Source organism: Enterococcus sp. C76 (genome assembly GCF_040886985.1).
Lineage (GTDB): Bacteria > Bacillota > Bacilli > Lactobacillales > Enterococcaceae > Enterococcus_B > Enterococcus_B lactis.
Window position 1 is genome coordinate 144,910 of sequence record NZ_JBFOEY010000003.1, and the last position, 16,890, is coordinate 161,799.

A 16,890-nucleotide genomic window follows, 5' to 3' on the forward strand; every position below is an offset into this window, starting at 1 on the left:
GTTTGTGACTGTTTTTTTCAATCTGGGTTTTTATTTTTTAAATAAAAAAAGAAAGAAGGAAAAAACAATGGATAATCAAGCAGTTGGTCGTCGTGTATGGGAAGCGGTAGGAGGACAAAAGAATGTCAAAAGTTTAGTACATTGTGCTACGCGTTTGCGGTTCAGATTAAAAGATGAATCCTTAGCAGATACGCAAAAGTTAAAAGAAGACCCAGACGTGATCCAAGTCGTCCAAAGTGGCGGTCAGTATCAAGTAGTGATTGGCAGTAATGTAGCAGATGTTTATCAATCGATCGTGGATGAGGAAGGTCTTGCAGTTTCGGAGGATGGAAAAGAAGAGTCCAAAAATATTTTGAATCGTCTAATTGATATCATTTCTAGCATATTTACACCTTTTCTAGGGGCGATGGCAGCCGCCGGGGTATTGAAAGGATTCTTGTCATTGGCAACGGTGATGGGCTGGCTGACAGCTGATAGCGGTACTTATCAAATATTGTTTGCTGCAGCAGATGGTGTCTTTACCTTCTTACCTGTCATGCTTGCTTTTACAGCAGCTAAAAAGTTCAAAGCCAACCAGTTTTTAGCAGTAGCAATTGCTATGGCACTTGTGTACCCAGCTATCACAGCAGTTGCTGGTGCGGGAGAAGCTATCAGTTTCTTTGGGATCCCAGTGATTCTTTCGCCATCTGGTTATACTTCTTCTGTCATACCAATCATTCTAGCAGTATGGGTGCAAAGTAAATTAGAGCCATTCGTAAAAAAAGTGATTCCGCAATTTTTGCAAATGATTTTAGTTCCGCTTGTCGTTTTAGTAGTGATGGTTCCGTTGACATTTCTTGCTTTAGGACCAATCGGGACGGTGGCCGGTAATGCTTTAGGCGGTCTCTTCAACTCGATTTATGGATTTAGTCCAATCGTAGCAGGTCTGATCATGGGAAGTTTATGGCAAGTATTCGTAATGTTCGGCATGCATTGGGGCTTCGTACCGATCATGTTTTTGAATATCGAACAATATGGGTTTGATGTATTGATGCCAATGCTTCTTCCAGCCATCTTGGCACAAGGTGGCGCTGCTTTAGCTGTAGCGTTACGAACAAAAAATACGAAGCTTCGAGCATTAGGGATTTCTTCTACAGTGACTTCGTTATTTGGGATCACTGAACCAACTGTGTATGGTGTGACGCTACCGTTGAAGAAACCATTCATTGCAGCGTGTGTTTCTGGAGGGATCGGAGGAGCTATTATCGGATTTTCTGGAGTAAAAGCTTTCTCCAGCAGTTTGGTCAGCTTATTAACGATTCCGACCTTCATTAGTACGGTAGATGGTGTAGAGTCAAATGTGACAGTAGCAGTAATAGCTACAGGAATCGCTTTTGTTCTAGCATTTGTAGGTACGCTGATTTTAGGATTTGACGAACAAACACAAGACAATCAATTAGAAAACAAACATGCAAATGCAGGAGAACCGATTACTTCAGCACGGCATACCTTAAAGAGTCCTTTAACGGGTAAAGTACTGCCACTGAGTGAAGTGCCAGACAAAGTTTTTTCTTCTGGCGCGATGGGAAAAGGTATCGCTATTGATCCAGAAGTAGGGGAACTTGTTGCCCCGGCAGATGGAGAGATTACGACTATTTTTCCAACTGGACATGCTGTAGGGATCACAACGACTGACGGAGCGGAGATTTTGATTCATATCGGGATGGATACGGTAGAATTAAATGGGAATGGTTTTGAAATCTTAGTCAAACAAGGGGACCTCGTCAAAGCAGGAGATTTATTGATCCGTTTTGACATTGAAGCAATCAAAGCAGCTGGCTATAGTGTGATCACACCGGTTGTCATTACGAATACCGATGCATTTGCCGATATACTTGAATTAGACCAAAAAGAGATTATTGCGAATGAAGATGTTCTAGCAATTGTAAAATAAGGAGGAAATCAGGATGCAATCACGTTTTTCAGAAAAATTTTTATGGGGTGGCGCAACCGCTGCCAATCAATTAGAAGGAGCTTATGATCGAGACGGAAAAGGGTTATCCGTTGCAGATGCTATGCCTGGAGGTAAGCAGCGTTTTGCAATCATCGGTCGTAAAGAATTTGACTGGACGATCGATCAAGAAAAATATAATTACCCGAATCATCGCGGAATCGATCATTACGATCGTTTCAAAGAAGATCTTGCTTTATTTGCGGAAATGGGGTTCAAATGTTATCGTTTTTCAATTGCCTGGACACGGATTTTTCCAAACGGAGACGAAAGCACGCCGAATGAAGCGGGATTAGAATTTTACGATCAGCTGATTGATGAGTGCTTAAAATACGATATTGAACCTGTGATCACGATTTCTCATTATGAAATGCCTCTTCATTTGGCAAAAGAATATGGTGGCTGGAAAAATCGAAAACTGATTGACTTCTATGAACGATTTGCTCAGACAGTATTAAAGAGATACAGCAGTAAAGTCAAATACTGGATGACTTTCAATGAAATCAACTCGGCCTTTCATTTTCCAGCTTTAAGTCAAGGATTAGTAAAAAGCAACGGAGCAGGAGAGTACCAAAATATTTTCCAAGCATGGCATAATCAGTTCGTGGCAAGTAGCAAAGCTGTAAAAATCGGTCACGAATTGCGTTCGGATATCCAAATCGGCTGCATGATTATTTATGCAACGACTTATAGCATCGATGCCAATCCAGTCAATCAGGCAGCAACCATGATCCAAAATCAAGAATTCAATTTTTTCTGCACGGATGTTCAAGTACGCGGAGAATACCCTGCGTACACAGCCCGTACCTATAAAAAATATGGAGTCGATTCGGAAAAATTAGAGCAAACAGAAGAAGATCTCCAGTTGCTAAAAGAATATCCAGTTGACTACATCGGATTTAGTTACTATATGTCTACGGCAATCAATGAGACTGACCCGCAAGCCGCAACTTCAGAAGGAAACTTGCTAGGCGGCGTAAAAAATCCGTTTCTTGAGGCGAGTGAATGGGGCTGGCAGATCGATCCAGAAGGGTTGAGAATCGCATTGAATGAATTATACAATCGTTACCAGAAACCATTATTCATTGTTGAAAACGGTCTTGGTGCTATTGATCATGTGGAAGAGGATGGCTCGATCATTGATGACTATCGGATCGATTACCTACGTCGTCATATCGAAGCAATGTCCCAAGCAGTTGCAGATGGTGTAGATTTGATGGGCTATACCCCCTGGGGATGTATCGATCTAGTCAGTGCATCGACAGGAGAAATGAGTAAACGTTACGGCTTTATCTATGTGGATCTAGACGATGAAGGAAACGGGACATTGAACCGGTCGAAGAAAAAATCTTTTGATTGGTATAAAGAAGTAATTGCCTCAAATGGCGAAAATCTATAATTAAAACAGTGGAATGAAAAAGAACACACTTCTCGCATGTGATTTGTGTTCTTTTTTTATTTTTTATGTGCTATTCTTTTAGTAATAGTAAAGCAAAGGGTGACGTTATGAAAAGGACACGTGTACTATACTTGGAAGTCGCAGATAAAATCAAAGAAGATATTTTCTCAGGAAAGTATCCAGTCGGTTCGATGCTGCCGACAGAAAGTGAATTAGAAGAACTGTTTCAAGTCAGCAAAATCACTGTCCGAAAGGCAATCGAGCTGCTGGCATCAGATGAATATGTCGAAAAGAAAAGTGGTCGTGGGACGACGGTTCTAAGCAATCGTCCCTACAATCGATTATCCAAAGCGGCAAGTTTTACGCAGATCTTGAAGAACTCCCAATATGAAGTTCAGAAAGAAACGCTAGATTTGCAATTGGTCCATATAAAGAAGGAAGATCCTTTGTTTTCCTTTTTCGGTGAGCAAGCTGTTTGTTTTAAGCGCTTATATTATTTGAACAATCAGCCTTATATTTATTTTGTCCACTATCTTCCACAAGAAATGATGCAATTCAGCAGAGAAGAATTTGACAAAGAATCTTTGTATCGTCTGCTGACAAAAAAAGGGTATACCATTGACTCATTTTCTGATGATTTCTCTGCAGTATTTTTAACAGAAGAAGAACAAGAAATTCTGAAAACAGACGCACAGATTGGCATCAAACGGATACGGCAATCGTCTACGCAAATAGGGAAAATGATTGAATATTCAGAAGCAATCTATCATACGGATCTGCATCCTTACCATATTGATTACGAAACATAAATAAAAAAGAGGTTGTGAAATCAGCGGTTTGACCTGAGTATTAGAGAAAAAAACGGAAAAATAGTTCCTCATGTTTTTGAATTGGTCGGACTTATTACCGTAGATACAAGGCTGACTCTAGATGACCATATATTCTGAATAAAGGGGTGTGACACGACTTTTGTTGCACCTCCTTTTCTTTGTAAAACCAAAAGAACAAAGGAGGAATGCATCTTTTGAAAAGCGTTTACAAATTATAGTAAAGTATGTTATTATTCAATTGTAAACATTGTAATGTTATAAAAGGAGAAGGAAAATGGATAAATTTATAGGAATTATCGAACAAAAAATCATGCCCGTAGCCAATCGTATCGGTACTCAGCGACATATGACTGCCATCAGAAAAGGAATCATTGCCACTATGCCATTGACGATCGTAGGCTCATTTTTTACGATTTTACTGAATATCCCGATTGAATCAGTTGCGGCAGTCATTGAACCTTACCGTGAGATATTAGATATTCCTTTTCGCTATACAGTTGGTATCCTTGCTCTTTATGCAACATTCGGGATTGCTTCTTCTTTAGCGAAAAGCTATCGGCTTGATTCATTGACGGCAGGTATCTTGGCATTAATGTCTTTTCTGATCGTGGCAGCTCCTCCTACACGCATTTTAGAAGATGTAGGAGAAATCACAGCCGGACGTTACATCAACATCGCTAATCTAGGATCGGGCTCATTGTTTGGGGCGATCGTGACGGCAATTATTTCAGTAGAGATCTACCGGTTTTTTATCGAGAAAAAAATAACTATCCGAATGCCAGATGGTGTGCCGCCAGAAGTAACAAACTCTTTCGTTGCATTGATACCAGGAGCAGTCATCTTGATTTTCTTTTGGATCATCCGCCATATGCTTGGATTCGATTTAAATGGATTCTTGAGTCAACTACTTATGCCTTTGAAAGGTGTATTAGCGGGTAACAGCTTGTTTGGCGGTCTCTTGACTGTCTTTCTGATTTGTTTCTTCTGGGTGTTAGGAATCCATGGTCCGGCAATCATGGGTCCGGTTATTCGTCCGTTTTGGGATATTTCGATTGCTGAAAATATCGATGCATTTAATGCAGGGACAAGTGCTCACGCCATGCCAAATATTTTTACTGAACAATTTCTACAATGGTTCGTTTGGATCGGCGGAGCAGGAACCACTCTTGCGTTGGTTGTCTTATTCATGTTTTCTAAATCCAAGTATTTAAAAAGCTTAGGACGTTTGTCCATTTTACCGGGTTTGTTCAATATCAATGAACCGATGATCTTCGGTGCACCAGTAGTGATGAACCCAGTTTTGGGGATTCCATTTATTCTTGCCCCTCTTGTGACGACCACTCTTTCTTATGTTCTCACTGTCAGCGGTGTCGTGCCAATGATGGTTGCGCGTCTGCCGTTTGCGATGCCTGCGCCGATTGCTGCTTGGATGAGCACGAACTGGAGCGTTGCAGCAGGATTATTGGTTATTGGTAATTTTTTGATTACTTTGGCTATTTATTACCCATTCTTCAAAGTATTTGAAAAACAGCAATTGGCTAGAGAAGCAGAGGAGCAAGCGAAAGAGCAAGCAGATCTCACTCTGACAGATGGTGTCACCGAAGAACGACTATAATTGAAAAGAAAGAAGAGAACAAACCATGAAACGTTCATTAGGCATTTCCCTTTACCCAGACCACAGTGATCCTCAAAAAGATCGTGAGTATATCGAAACAGCCCATCAGTATGGATTCAGCAGAATTTTTATGAGTATGCTTGAGGTCACGGAAGATCCAGAAGTTGTTCAGAAAAAATTTCAGCAATTAATCTTTTTTGCAAAAGAGAGGGGATTTGAAACGATAGTAGATGTTTCGCCTGCTATCTTTGAACAATTGAATATTTCTTATGATGATTTAGGTTTTTTCCATAGATTAGGCGCAGATGGCATTCGTTTGGACTTAGGATTTGATGGGCGAAAAGAAGCACTTTTGACTTTTAATCCTTATCACTTGGCCATCGAGTTGAATATGAGTAATGATGTCGCTTATCTAGAAAATATCTTGACGCATCAGGCAAATACATCTTTTCTATATGGCTGTCATAATTTTTACCCGCAAGAAGGAACGGCTTTGCCGTATCATTTTTTTCAGTCAAGTAGCGAACGATTCAAAAAAAACGGTATTCGAACGGCAGCCTTCATTACCTCACAATCAGGTACAATCGGACCATGGGATATCAATGATGGACTGCCTACTTTAGAAATGCATCGCCATCTTTCTGTCGAAACAGCGGCCAAGCATTTGTTTGCCACAAACCTAATTGATGATATAATTATTGGAAACGCATACGCAAGTGAAGAAGAAATGAAGTCATTAGGGCATTTGGATCGTTACCAGACTGTTTTTAGAATTGAATTTGTTGCAAATGTAAATGAGGTGGAACGGCAAATCGTATTGGAAGAGCAACATGTTCGTCGAGGGGACATCACAGACCAAGTGATCCGATCAACGGAAGTTCGAAAAAAATACCAAAAAGACGAAAACAAAGTACATGATACTGAGTTTGAATTTGTCGTAGGAGATGTTGTCGTTGGGAATGACCGCTTTGGCAAATATAAAAACGAACTGCAGATCGTATTGGAGCCACACAGTGATCCGCGAAAGAATAAAGTAGGACATATTACTCCAGAAGAATTGATCTTGCTACCGTTCATTCATCCATGGTCTAAATTCAAATTTATAGAAAAGTAGGAATGATTATGTATGATTTAGTCATTAAAAATGCAAGAGAGCTTAACGGGAAGATCTTCGATATCGGGATAGAAAAAGGAAAGATCTGCGAAATCGCCCCTCTCATCACACAAAAAGCTCGTCAGGAAATCAGCTTGACCCCTCAGCAATATTTGTCGGCTGGTTGGATCGACGATCATGTTCATTGTTTTGAGGAAATGACTTTGTATTATGATTATCCAGATCAGATCGGTGTGAATAAAGGTGTGACAACAGTCATAGATGCAGGGACAACTGGGGCAGAAAACATTGCTGATTTTTATGAACATGCCAAACAGGCAAAAACAAATGTCTATGCGCTTTTGAATATCTCAAAATGGGGAATCGTTGCACAAGATGAACTAGCAGATCTAAACAAGATTCAAGCTGATATGGTAAAGCAAAAAATCAAGGAACTGCCAGATTTCATTATTGGAATCAAAGCACGGATGAGCAAGAGCGTAGTTGGTCAAAACGGCATCACTCCACTAGAACTGGCAAAAAGGATACAAAAAGAAAACCATCAGCTTCCTTTGATGGTCCATATCGGTTCTGCTCCGCCGGAATTGCCGGATATCCTCTCTTTACTGGAATCAGGAGATATCATGACTCATTGTTTCAATGGGAAAACAAACGGCATCTTGGATCAAGAAACGAAAACAATCAAACAAATAGCTGTAGAAGCAAAAAAACGAGGAATCATCTTCGATATCGGACACGGGACGGATAGTTTTAATTTCCAAGTTGCGGAAACGGCCTATCACCAAGGGATAAAAGCAGATACGATCAGTACAGATATCTATATTCGTAATCGCAAAAACGGTCCAGTCTATGACTTAGCTACAACGATGGAAAAATTGAAGCTTGTCGGATATACGTGGGAAGAAATCATCGAAAAGGTGACGGAAGTTCCTGCACAGAATTTCCATTTGAAGACAAAGGGACAAGTCAGAGAAGGCTTTGACGCTGATTTTACTGTTTTTGAATTGATCAATCAACCCAAGGAACTAATCGATTCCAATGGAGAGAAAAGACAGTCAAATCAGCAAATCAAACCAGTACAAACAATCATCGGAGGAAAAAGTTATGCATGCGAATCATGAGAAATTTCAGTTGAAGAAAGTCATCAATGCTTCAGGAAGAATGACGATTCTAGGCGTCTCGACCCTTTCAGAGACAGTTATTGATGCGCAACGTTTTGGCGGTCAGCATTTTTTTGAGATGGAAGAATTAAGCATTCAAACAGGAAAATATTTAGCTGATTTGCTAGAAGTAGAAGATGTCCAGATCGTTTCATCCGCCTCTGCAGGAATCGCTCAATCGGTAGCTGCTGTTATAGGCAAAGGAGAACTGTATCCCCTTTATCACCCTTATGCAGAATCCATCAAAAAACGACAAATCATTTTGCCGAAAGGACACAATGTAGATTACGGAACGGCTGTGGAAATCATGGTACAGCAAGGAGGCGGTCAGGTAGTCGAAGCAGGTTACGCCAATATGTGTACGCCGGAACAAATCGAAATGATGATCACAGAAGAAACAGCAGGGATTCTCTATATAAAAAGCCATCACGCGGTACAAAAAAGTATGCTTGACGTGTCAGAGGCAGCACAGATTGCCAAAAAGCACCAGATTCCGTTGATCGTTGATGCCGCGGCAGAAGAAGATCTGAAAAAATATGTGCAAATGGGCGCTGATTTGGTTATTTATTCAGGGGCAAAAGCAATCGAAGGACCAAGTGCCGGAATGGTGATTGGGAAAAAAACGTATGTTTCATGGGTCCGGATGCAATCAAAAGGAATTGGACGTTCCATGAAAATCGGAAAGGAAAATATCCTTGGTTTTGTCCAGGCAGTGGAAGACTATTTGAACAAAGGCAGTGAGTCTGGCTCTGCAATGAAAGAAAGACTACAGCCATTCATCGAACAACTTAATCAGATCAATCATTTAGAAGCTAAGATCGTTCAAGATAGCGCAGGTCGAGCAATCTATCGAGCAAGTGTGAAAGTTTCAGGAGATCAATCAGCTAAACAAGTGATTAAAGCATTGAAAGAAAAAAATCCTGCCATCTATACAAGAGAATACCAGGCAAACAACGGCATCATCGAATTCGATATCCGTTCTGTCAGTCAACAGGAGATGGCAAAAATCATCGATCGTTTAAAAGAAATCTTGAAGAACTAGGAGAGAAAAAGGAATGAGATTAAGTCCCAATTATTTAAAAGATAAGATCTGTCTAAATGTGTTAGCAAATTCTGTAGAAAACGCAAAAGAATGCTATGAGGCAGCAGAAGGCCATATCGTTTTAGGTGTACTTTCAAAGAACTTTTCTGACGACGAAACAGCTATTGCAGAAATGAAAAAATACCAGCAAGCAACAAATAACGCCTTGTCCATCGGTCTAGGCGCGGGAGACCCAAACCAGAGCCAGATGGTCACTCGTTTAGCCGAAGTATTGCAGCCTCAGCATGTCAATCAAGTATTTACAGGAGTAGGAGCTTCCAGAGCAGTATTGAAACAGACAGAAACGGTCATCAACGGTTTGGTTTCTCCCACGGGTAAAGAAGGGTACGTAAATATCGCGACTGGTCCTTTAAGTTCACAAGGACCTGCAGGAGTCGTGACACTTGAAACAGCTATTCGATTATTGAAAGATATGGGCGGCAGCTCGATCAAATATTTTCCTATGAAGGGACTTGTCCATATCAAAGAATATAAAGCACTAGCAGAAGCTTGTGCTGCCAATGATTTTTATTTAGAGCCAACTGGTGGGATCGACCTTGATAATGTGGAAGAAATCGTACGGATCGCAATAGACGCAGGAGTGAAAAAGGTCATCCCTCATGTATATAGTGCAATTATCGACAAGGATACAGGGAATACACGCCCAGAAGAGGTACGTCAACTGTTGCAATTGATGAAAAAAATCGTGGAATAAGGTGAGAAGAATGAAAATCGGTGCATTTGGGGAAGTCATGCTGCGACTCACTCCTCCTGAACATTTGATGCTGGAACAAACCCATACCTTACGCATGGCTTATACAGGGACTGGCGTAAATCTGGTAGGGAATCTTGCCCATTTTGGCGTTGAAAGTTATTTACTGACGGCTCTGCCAGACAATCGGCTAGGAAAAGCAGCACTCACTAATTTGAACGGCCTAGGTATCCAGACGAAGTATGTGATCCATCAATATCAACACATCGGCACTTATTTTGCGGAAATGGGGTATGGTGTCCGCCCGACAGAAGTCACTTATCAAAATCGAAAACATAGCTCATTCGGTTTATCTGTGATGGAGGATTATGACTGCGTAGCGTTTATTGATGAGATCGACTTGATCCATATCTGCGGAATCAGTTTAAGTTTGTCCGATGAGACAGCTGAAACGGCTATCCAATTAGCAGAACAAGCACATAAAGCAGGGAAAAAAGTTTGTTTTGATTTCAATTATCGTCCTAGTTTGAATCAAGAAAATGGAAAAAAAGAGCAGATGAAGAAGCGTTATCATACAATGTTACCTTATTGTGACATCTTGTTTGGCTCAGTCAGAGATCTGACAGAGCTAGTGCAGTGGGAGGAAACAGCCGATGTAGAAAACGAACATGATCCTGTTTCTTATATCCAGTCCTTTATGAATCACTACGATATCCAATGGTTTGCTGGGACAAGGCGAGAAAGTGTAGATGGAAGAAAACAGTTAAGTGGTTATTTGATCACACAACAAGAAGCAGAGAAAACAACTGTTTATCCCTTGGATGTACTCGATCGAATCGGGGCAGGGGATGCATTTGCTGCAGGGATCTTACTCGGTTTCTCTGAGAAGTGGTCCTTACAGAAGACCGTTTATTTTGCCTTAGGAAATGCTCGATTAGCTCATTCGATCCAAGGAGATGTTCCGTTAACGACAAGAGAACAAGTCGAACGTCTGCTGAATGATCCTGAAACAGACTTGATCCGGTAAAAAGATTCAGGGATAAAACAGGTTAGGATTGTTTGTTGTCCTAGCCTTGTTTTTGCTAAAGTAGCTGAAAGTAAAATAAAAGGAGTACACCAAGACAATTACATAAAGCTAAAAAGTACATGAAAGGATAACACAGGCGAAGAAAATGCGAATGAATGTATTTTTTCCACATGTTGAAAAGAAATAGAGCAATCACAGAAACAAAAGGGATCAGGAAAGACAGAACAACGAGTAAACAGATGAAAAATCGAATCAATTGTATTCTTTCCGAAGATATTTCCTCTGCTTCCATGGGAGCTTCAGGGAGATCAGGAAGAAATATAGAGAGTGTTTGACCATATAATTTAGCTAAGCGATAAACATTTTCGTGATCTGGAAACGAGCGGCCATTTTCCCAATTTGAGACTGTCTGTCTAGTAATCGCGAGCTTTTTTGCTAATTCTTCTTGCGTATGTCCATGTTCTTTTCGTAGTTGTTTTAATTTTTTTGGAAAAAGATCCCTCATAAATACTCTTCCTCTCATTATGTAAAAGCGCTTTTACATTCGTTTAACTCATTGTAAAAAGATTTTATCTATTCAGTCAAGAACAAAATAGGCAAAATAGAATTATCAAAAGAATGAGGTGAATAGAATGAAAAAAATAATTTTAACTCTTACTAGTATAAGTATGCTGGGTGTATCATTCAGTCCAAGTGTCTCTGCTTTCACGATACAAAATTCAGCAGAAACAAGCGATAGACAAACTATTGAGATGAACGAATTTGATAACGACATGTACGGCCGCAACTAACGAAAAAAACGTTGAAAGTAGGAATATAATGGAATGGATTCGCACAGCTTTTCATATAATCTTTATTGAAAACGGATTGATTCTAGCTATTTTACTGTTAAGTATTGCAGTTGTTTCCAATAGTTTAGTGATATCTACTCAGAAAAAAGAAATGGAGATTCTTGAAAAACGCATGAGTTGTTTGGAAAAAAAGCAAACATCAAAATAATAAGCTATTTAAGTGAATGAACGAAGGAAAAAGTTTATCTGATTTATTGAAATCAAAAACATTAGATTCTCTAGAAAATGCGTATGATACTCATGTAGGAGACATTGCTTACAAAGAATATTTGAACGATCCTGTTTCTCGCCATTAGGTGAATGGATGAAAGAAATGGGTATCGAAAAGTAATATAAGGTATCATGTAGAGACCACGAAAAAATTTGAGAAGCAAATCGAAAAATGGATAAATTCGTTGCAAAAAACATCTTGAACTGGCTATTTAAAAATCTAGAAGACTGCGAAAATCCCAAGGCATTCGGAAAACAGTTGCTAGATATTTATGATGGTAAGTGGCGTTATCGAATGATTTGTAAAATCGATCATGATAAAAGAAATGTATGAAAAATAGACGAAGTGTGCATAGATAAAAAAGCTTTTGGTTAATAGAAACCGATGAGTTGAGTAAAATCAAATCTGGGTCAGGATGAACATCATTCTGTCCCAGTTTTTTTCCATCCAAAAAGAAAAGGGACAGTTAAAGAATCACTAGATTTTTATGTTTCACTATACCTTTTTCCTGTGTTATGATTTGAAAGAACTTTTGCTGATAGTAAAGCAAGTACATTGGTATGTTTAGTATGTGTAATGAAAAAGAAAGCTGGCGTATTTTTTTGAAAGCATTATATTTTTCAACTTTTGGTTCAAGTGAAGTGTTAAGGTATGGAGAGCTTCCAAAACCGAAGTTAGGTGAACAAGAGGTATTGGTACAAACCGAGTATATTGGATTAAATTTTGCAGATATCTATCGTAGAAGAGGCACTTATCATATCGAGAAACACTCACCATATATCAACGGATATGAAGGTGCAGGAACAATTGTAGATGCTAGTTCATCAGAACTGAAAGCGTTGGTTGACAAGAAAGTTCTCTTTGTAGACGTTCCTTTTGCAAATGCTGAATTTGTAGCAGTTCCTGTTGAAAAGTTAATATTTCTCCCCGACAGGATTGGAATGAAAGAAGCAGCCACAATTGGGTTACAAGGATTAACGGCCGATTTTTTGGCTCATGATCTTGGAAACAATGCACCAGGGAATCAAGTATTTATTACTGGTATCAGTGGTGGTGTCGGACAGCTTCTTTCTCAAATTCTGATTGCAGACGGCGTCAGAGTATTTGGCTCAGCTTCTACAAAGGAAAAGCAAGAAATAGCACTTTCTTTAGGAGTAGAAGAAGTATTTTCCTCAAGAGAGACCGATTGGCAAGCAGCTAACAACAATCGCTTCGACACAGTATTTGATGGAGTTGGCAAAACATTGGAAAGCAGTATTGAATTATTGCATAACAGGGGAAAAGTAATCTTTTTCGGAATGGCAGGAGGCAATCCGCCAGCTATTGATCTAGTAGATATGCTTGCTCATTCGAAAAGTATCCTTACAGGAGACCTTTGGGATTATCTTTCTTCTTTTGAGGAAAGAGAAAAAAGGAGTCAACGTCTCTTTTCTTATCTTATAAATAACAAGATAGTGATCCATGAACCGACAATTTTTTCGTTAAAGGATGGAAAAACAGCCCACGAATATCTTGAATCGGGAAAAAACATCGGAAAAGTATTGTTGAAGACAAAAGAGAAATAAAAATGAAAATACTTATAATTGGCAGGAAACATACTAAGATTAGAGGGGAACATCATTCGTCAATGATGTTCCCCTCTAATCTTAGTATGTTTTTGTTTAATCTTCAATACGTTGTTGCATTCATGTAATAGTTCTTAGTATATGACAGTTTAATGATCTGTTAGTTTGATAGTACTAGATGCATCTATCTCTTAACAGAAGGTTTCTGAATCCATATAAGGATGGTACGCCTTTTTGTAGACTTCCTGTCTCAATCGAAAAAAGCCAACTTGTTAAATGAATGTTTTTTGTTCTCCTCGTTCAATTGTCGATTACCATAACATCAATAAGCTGTTTGATATCTTCAGGAGTGTTGGTAGGGATACTGACTGTAGAAGCTTCATCTAGTATTTTTTGAGTCTTTTCTTTGACTAGCTCAGGATGGTCAGAAGTTTCATCATGTTGCCAGTGAGAAGGAACAGGATATTGAGTTATTGTACCGTTATGATTGCTAGAATAAACTACTAAACCTTGGAAAGTTATATTTCCACTAAGTGTGACTGTTTCAGCTGGAAAAGCGACACTTCCTGGGTCATAAGGGTCAATTGGTGTTCCTGCTGGAGACTTAGAAACATGCAGTTCAAAACCAGTACTTGAATCAGCTAACCATTGTTTATATTGTGTGCCCATCACAGCTAGCCAAACTCTAGTGTATTCTATTTCTAGATCAGAATAATTACTTAACAAATCAGTTGAATTACTAACTTGTGGACTTGTCGATTCACTGACAGAAGCATAAGTCTCACTACTATTTGTTGACGGTACAGTTGACGACGAAGTAGTTGATGGAACGATGGAAGAACTAGTGGTTTGAGAAACTGATTCGCTCCTGCTTTTGACAGTAGCGCTTGATTCGTTATTCGTTTTACTGTCAGTTGTTGCTTCACGAGAAGTAGTGTTTTCAATAACAGTCGAATGAGGTGTTGACTGACGAGTGTTTTTTTGTTCACAACCAACAAACAGAAGTACGAGAGGGAGTAAAATGAATATCCTTTTTTTCATGAAATTAGCCTCCAATTATCTAAGAAAATAAAATAACGTTTTTCTTTTTATTTATTGTACACCTGTATAATAAAGTGGAAAAGGATATTTGGTTAAGAAATCTCTCTGGTTTGGAGAGAATTAGATGAAAATTAAAAGCTAATCTGAATAGAATTTTTTTATAACCATATGATACAGCAAAGTTATTCTTTTACTTAGTATGGAAATCAAATTATTTAGCATAAGTATTATTTTTTTTACATAAAGTGGTTGTTTTTGATATATATTTATTTGGCACTTTGTGATTATGTAAAAGAACAACGTGATGCTGGGCGAATCAAAGTAGTGACGGCATCTGATCTTGCAAATGATGTACAATAAAGAAGATGATCAAAGATTCGAAAAACGATGATTGATTATTTGAGCCACACACTTAAGAAGAGGGGAATGAAGAAAAAATTTTGATGGAGGAAATAGTGTATAAAATCAAGAATCTAGCGGGTGACTTAGATTTCCCAGAAGCCGTGATAGAACAAATGATGATGGAATTAGAAAGTATTTCTAATGAAGTGCTTGAACAATATAGTCGTGAATTACTGGATGCTAATAAAGCAAAAGCAGCTGCCAAAAAAATAGACGAAGTTTATGGAGAAGAGCCGTTTGTAGCATTAACAATTTATCTATATGCAGCTTCTCAAAGTTGGTTAAAAATTTATCAACCATTGAAGATTCCAAGAACTGTCTATTTGGCAACAATGAATGCTTTTACTAGATTTATTCATGAACATTTTCAAGTAACAGGAAAGTATCGCTTTGACCGTGGTTTTTGGATTTGGCGTTACACTAGCGGATTGATCTTTCGGATTGGTGAATTGGAATACGAAAGGACATATTTTCCAAAGGGGCACAAAGAGCTAAAATTAGAGGGGAAGCAGTGTCTTTCTCTTCATATTCCTTCCGATGCAGATTTATCCCGCAATAAGATAAGAGATAGTTACGAAAGCGCCATTCGTTTTTTTGAATTGTATTTTCCTGATTATCATTACCAAGTGATGTACACAGATACTTGGTTACTGTCGCCAAATCTTACTAAATGGTTGAAACAAGATTCAAAAATCCGACTTTTTGCAGCTGATTATCGCCTTTTGTCAGTGGACGAACAAGATGATAGCGGAGTTCCATGGATCTTTGGACGAGTAGATGCTCATGTACAAGACTATCCAGAAAAAACGAGTTTACAACGACAAGCGAAACAACAGTTACTTGCAGGTGCACACATTGGCTCCGCTTTAGGTATTCTTTCCCTATAACTTTAACACTTCAAAATATTTTAAACATATAAATAACTGCATTAACCAAAAAATTAGGCTTCTATGGATGAGGGAAATCTACTCATTCATAGAAGTCTAGTGATTAAAGGAAGCTTTTAATTCATTGAAGCTACGATAAGCTATTCCACCATTAAATGAATCAAACGCCTCACCTCACATCTTGAAACTATTAGAAGAAAGAAGAAGAGAAGGGGCACTCGAAAAAAGTGTATTTCGCAAATGGGGCATAAAAGAATAAGAAATGTTGCTTTTACAAAAACCTGACCGAAAAACAGTACACATTTTCGTGTTTTTTCGTTTTTTCTTGACTACTGTTGGCGCTATCAGTATCATAAATGGCAGATAGAAACAGCCAAATAAAAAAAGGCACCTCTGCTTCTAGTGGCAGCTAGAAACAGAGGCCTTGAAAAGTCATCACACGTGACCGTCCAAGTTTGCCATAGTCAATGTAAATACATCAACCTTGTTTATTGTATCGAATCTAAAAGGAGAAATCTACCCTTTAGAGGAGAAAATTTAACAAATTGTATGCGTTTTATTTGCTGAGCAAAAGGTATTGGACATTGTGTTCAATACCTTTTTTATCTGAACATACACCTGAAGATAAATCTGCTCTATTCGAAGATTTTCAATACTTTTAATAGAGATGCAGTCAGCAGATACGGTCAGTGTAAAAAGATGCTTTTTTCGTCAAAGGAACCAGCCTTTGCGTATCATATTATGAAAGCAGATTTTATTTGGCTGTTTTCTATCACTGAAAGGAGAGGAGCAACCGATGCAAGTGGTCGCTGTTTTGAATCACAATGCTATCATTGCGAAATCAAAGGAAGGAGAGTGGGTGTTGATCAAAAAAGGAATCGGATTCAAACGAAAGATCGGGGATTCAATCAATGAAAGAGAGGTGGAAAGTGTCTATCAAAAAATCTAAAATTCGGGGAGTCACTGTTCGACAGGCTTGACCCATTTCGCTGAAGCGGAATGCGT

17 protein-coding genes are annotated in these 16,890 nt (G+C 38.9%); 15 read left to right on the forward strand and 2 right to left on the reverse strand.

All coding sequences use genetic code 11. The annotated features are described in order from the left end of the window. Positions 1-67 precede the first annotated feature (67 nt). From AB3I00_RS05405 to AB3I00_RS05445, 9 genes are all read left to right on the forward strand, one after another. Entirely contained in the window at positions 68-1,933 is a 1,866-nt protein-coding gene (locus AB3I00_RS05405; RefSeq protein WP_024636118.1) for a beta-glucoside-specific PTS transporter subunit IIABC, read from the forward strand. 13 nt (positions 1,934-1,946) lie between these two features. Beyond that, a complete protein-coding gene (locus AB3I00_RS05410) occupies positions 1,947-3,389 on the forward strand; it encodes a glycoside hydrolase family 1 protein (RefSeq protein WP_104764130.1) in 1,443 nt (480 codons plus the stop codon). 107 nt (positions 3,390-3,496) lie between these two features. Then, complete coding sequence (locus tag AB3I00_RS05415; RefSeq protein ID WP_104764129.1) at positions 3,497-4,198, forward strand: GntR family transcriptional regulator; 702 nt, start codon at positions 3,497-3,499, stop codon at positions 4,196-4,198. A 295-nt stretch (positions 4,199-4,493) separates the two neighbouring features. Then, positions 4,494-5,834: a PTS sugar transporter subunit IIC gene (locus AB3I00_RS05420; protein WP_002308290.1), complete on the forward strand. Its 1,341-nt coding sequence runs from the start codon at positions 4,494-4,496 to the stop codon at positions 5,832-5,834. 25 nt (positions 5,835-5,859) lie between these two features. Further along, entirely contained in the window at positions 5,860-6,948 is a 1,089-nt protein-coding gene (locus AB3I00_RS05425; RefSeq protein ID WP_368024873.1) for a DUF871 domain-containing protein, read from the forward strand. Between the two features lie 8 nt (positions 6,949-6,956). Further along, positions 6,957-8,069, forward strand: coding sequence for an amidohydrolase/deacetylase family metallohydrolase (locus AB3I00_RS05430; RefSeq protein ID WP_368024875.1), 1,113 nt, complete (start codon positions 6,957-6,959; stop codon positions 8,067-8,069). After that, a complete protein-coding gene (locus AB3I00_RS05435) occupies positions 8,053-9,150 on the forward strand; it encodes a DgaE family pyridoxal phosphate-dependent ammonia lyase (protein WP_104764127.1) in 1,098 nt (365 codons plus the stop codon). Before AB3I00_RS05430 ends, AB3I00_RS05435 begins: the two co-directional genes overlap by 17 nt. Before the next feature lie 13 nt (positions 9,151-9,163). After that, positions 9,164-9,904: a KDGP aldolase family protein gene (locus AB3I00_RS05440; RefSeq protein WP_002323613.1), complete on the forward strand. Its 741-nt coding sequence runs from the start codon at positions 9,164-9,166 to the stop codon at positions 9,902-9,904. A 10-nt stretch (positions 9,905-9,914) separates the two neighbouring features. Further along, on the forward strand, positions 9,915-10,928 hold the full coding sequence (locus tag AB3I00_RS05445; RefSeq protein ID WP_368024877.1) for a sugar kinase: 1,014 nt from the start codon (positions 9,915-9,917) through the stop codon (positions 10,926-10,928). A gap of 55 nt (positions 10,929-10,983) precedes the next feature. Here the strand turns inward: AB3I00_RS05445 and AB3I00_RS05450 are convergent, their stop codons facing one another. Then, on the reverse strand, positions 10,984-11,433 hold the full coding sequence (locus AB3I00_RS05450) for a helix-turn-helix transcriptional regulator (protein ID WP_070770425.1): 450 nt from the start codon (positions 11,431-11,433) through the stop codon (positions 10,984-10,986). A 314-nt stretch (positions 11,434-11,747) separates the two neighbouring features. Between AB3I00_RS05450 and AB3I00_RS05455 the strand changes: the two genes are divergently transcribed. The 4 genes from AB3I00_RS05455 to AB3I00_RS05470 all read left to right on the forward strand — a co-directional run bounded on the left by AB3I00_RS05455 (position 11,748) and on the right by AB3I00_RS05470 (position 13,555). Continuing rightward, positions 11,748-11,927, forward strand: coding sequence for a hypothetical protein (locus tag AB3I00_RS05455; RefSeq protein WP_002312114.1), 180 nt, complete (start codon positions 11,748-11,750; stop codon positions 11,925-11,927). 16 nt (positions 11,928-11,943) lie between these two features. Beyond that, entirely contained in the window at positions 11,944-12,075 is a 132-nt protein-coding gene (locus tag AB3I00_RS05460) for a hypothetical protein (RefSeq protein WP_260319876.1), read from the forward strand. Between the two features lie 86 nt (positions 12,076-12,161). After that, the gene (locus AB3I00_RS05465) at positions 12,162-12,323 is read left to right on the forward strand and encodes a type II toxin-antitoxin system RelE/ParE family toxin (protein WP_202765045.1); all 162 of its coding nucleotides are present in this window, start codon (positions 12,162-12,164) and stop codon (positions 12,321-12,323) included. Between the two features lie 269 nt (positions 12,324-12,592). Continuing rightward, positions 12,593-13,555 (forward strand): zinc-binding dehydrogenase, encoded by a 963-nt coding sequence (locus AB3I00_RS05470; RefSeq protein ID WP_368024963.1) that lies wholly within the window; start codon positions 12,593-12,595, stop codon positions 13,553-13,555. Positions 13,556-13,855: 300 nt separating this feature from the next. Here AB3I00_RS05470 and AB3I00_RS05475 read toward each other — a convergent pair whose 3' ends face one another. Further along, positions 13,856-14,596: a hypothetical protein gene (locus AB3I00_RS05475; RefSeq protein WP_368024879.1), complete on the reverse strand. Its 741-nt coding sequence runs from the start codon at positions 14,594-14,596 to the stop codon at positions 13,856-13,858. A 443-nt stretch (positions 14,597-15,039) separates the two neighbouring features. Between AB3I00_RS05475 and AB3I00_RS05480 the strand changes: the two genes are divergently transcribed. Beyond that, the gene (locus AB3I00_RS05480; protein WP_368024881.1) at positions 15,040-15,885 is read left to right on the forward strand and encodes an acyltransferase domain-containing protein; all 846 of its coding nucleotides are present in this window, start codon (positions 15,040-15,042) and stop codon (positions 15,883-15,885) included. Positions 15,886-16,681: 796 nt separating this feature from the next. Continuing rightward, positions 16,682-16,834 (forward strand): CAT RNA binding domain-containing protein, encoded by a 153-nt coding sequence (locus AB3I00_RS05485; RefSeq protein ID WP_080263436.1) that lies wholly within the window; start codon positions 16,682-16,684, stop codon positions 16,832-16,834. Positions 16,835-16,890: the final 56 nt, after the last annotated feature.

Bases quoted from the DNA above. Each gene is read 5' to 3' on its own strand.
- AB3I00_RS05405 (WP_024636118.1), top strand. From the start codon at position 68: ATGGATAATCAAGCAGTTGGTCGTCGTGTATGGGAAGCGGTAGGAGGA.
- AB3I00_RS05410 (WP_104764130.1), top strand. From the start codon at position 1,947: ATGCAATCACGTTTTTCAGAAAAATTTTTATGGGGTGGCGCAACCGCT.
- AB3I00_RS05415 (WP_104764129.1), top strand. From the start codon at position 3,497: ATGAAAAGGACACGTGTACTATACTTGGAAGTCGCAGATAAAATCAAA.
- AB3I00_RS05420 (WP_002308290.1), top strand. From the start codon at position 4,494: ATGGATAAATTTATAGGAATTATCGAACAAAAAATCATGCCCGTAGCC.
- AB3I00_RS05425 (WP_368024873.1), top strand. From the start codon at position 5,860: ATGAAACGTTCATTAGGCATTTCCCTTTACCCAGACCACAGTGATCCT.
- AB3I00_RS05430 (WP_368024875.1), top strand. From the start codon at position 6,957: ATGTATGATTTAGTCATTAAAAATGCAAGAGAGCTTAACGGGAAGATC.
- AB3I00_RS05435 (WP_104764127.1), top strand. From the start codon at position 8,053: ATGCATGCGAATCATGAGAAATTTCAGTTGAAGAAAGTCATCAATGCT.
- AB3I00_RS05440 (WP_002323613.1), top strand. From the start codon at position 9,164: ATGAGATTAAGTCCCAATTATTTAAAAGATAAGATCTGTCTAAATGTG.
- AB3I00_RS05445 (WP_368024877.1), top strand. From the start codon at position 9,915: ATGAAAATCGGTGCATTTGGGGAAGTCATGCTGCGACTCACTCCTCCT.
- AB3I00_RS05450 (WP_070770425.1), bottom strand. From the start codon at position 11,433: ATGAGGGATCTTTTTCCAAAAAAATTAAAACAACTACGAAAAGAACAT.
- AB3I00_RS05455 (WP_002312114.1), top strand. From the start codon at position 11,748: ATGGAATGGATTCGCACAGCTTTTCATATAATCTTTATTGAAAACGGA.
- AB3I00_RS05460 (WP_260319876.1), top strand. From the start codon at position 11,944: ATGAACGAAGGAAAAAGTTTATCTGATTTATTGAAATCAAAAACATTA.
- AB3I00_RS05465 (WP_202765045.1), top strand. From the start codon at position 12,162: ATGGATAAATTCGTTGCAAAAAACATCTTGAACTGGCTATTTAAAAAT.
- AB3I00_RS05475 (WP_368024879.1), bottom strand. From the start codon at position 14,596: ATGAAAAAAAGGATATTCATTTTACTCCCTCTCGTACTTCTGTTTGTT.
- AB3I00_RS05480 (WP_368024881.1), top strand. From the start codon at position 15,040: ATGGAGGAAATAGTGTATAAAATCAAGAATCTAGCGGGTGACTTAGAT.
- AB3I00_RS05485 (WP_080263436.1), top strand. From the start codon at position 16,682: ATGCAAGTGGTCGCTGTTTTGAATCACAATGCTATCATTGCGAAATCA.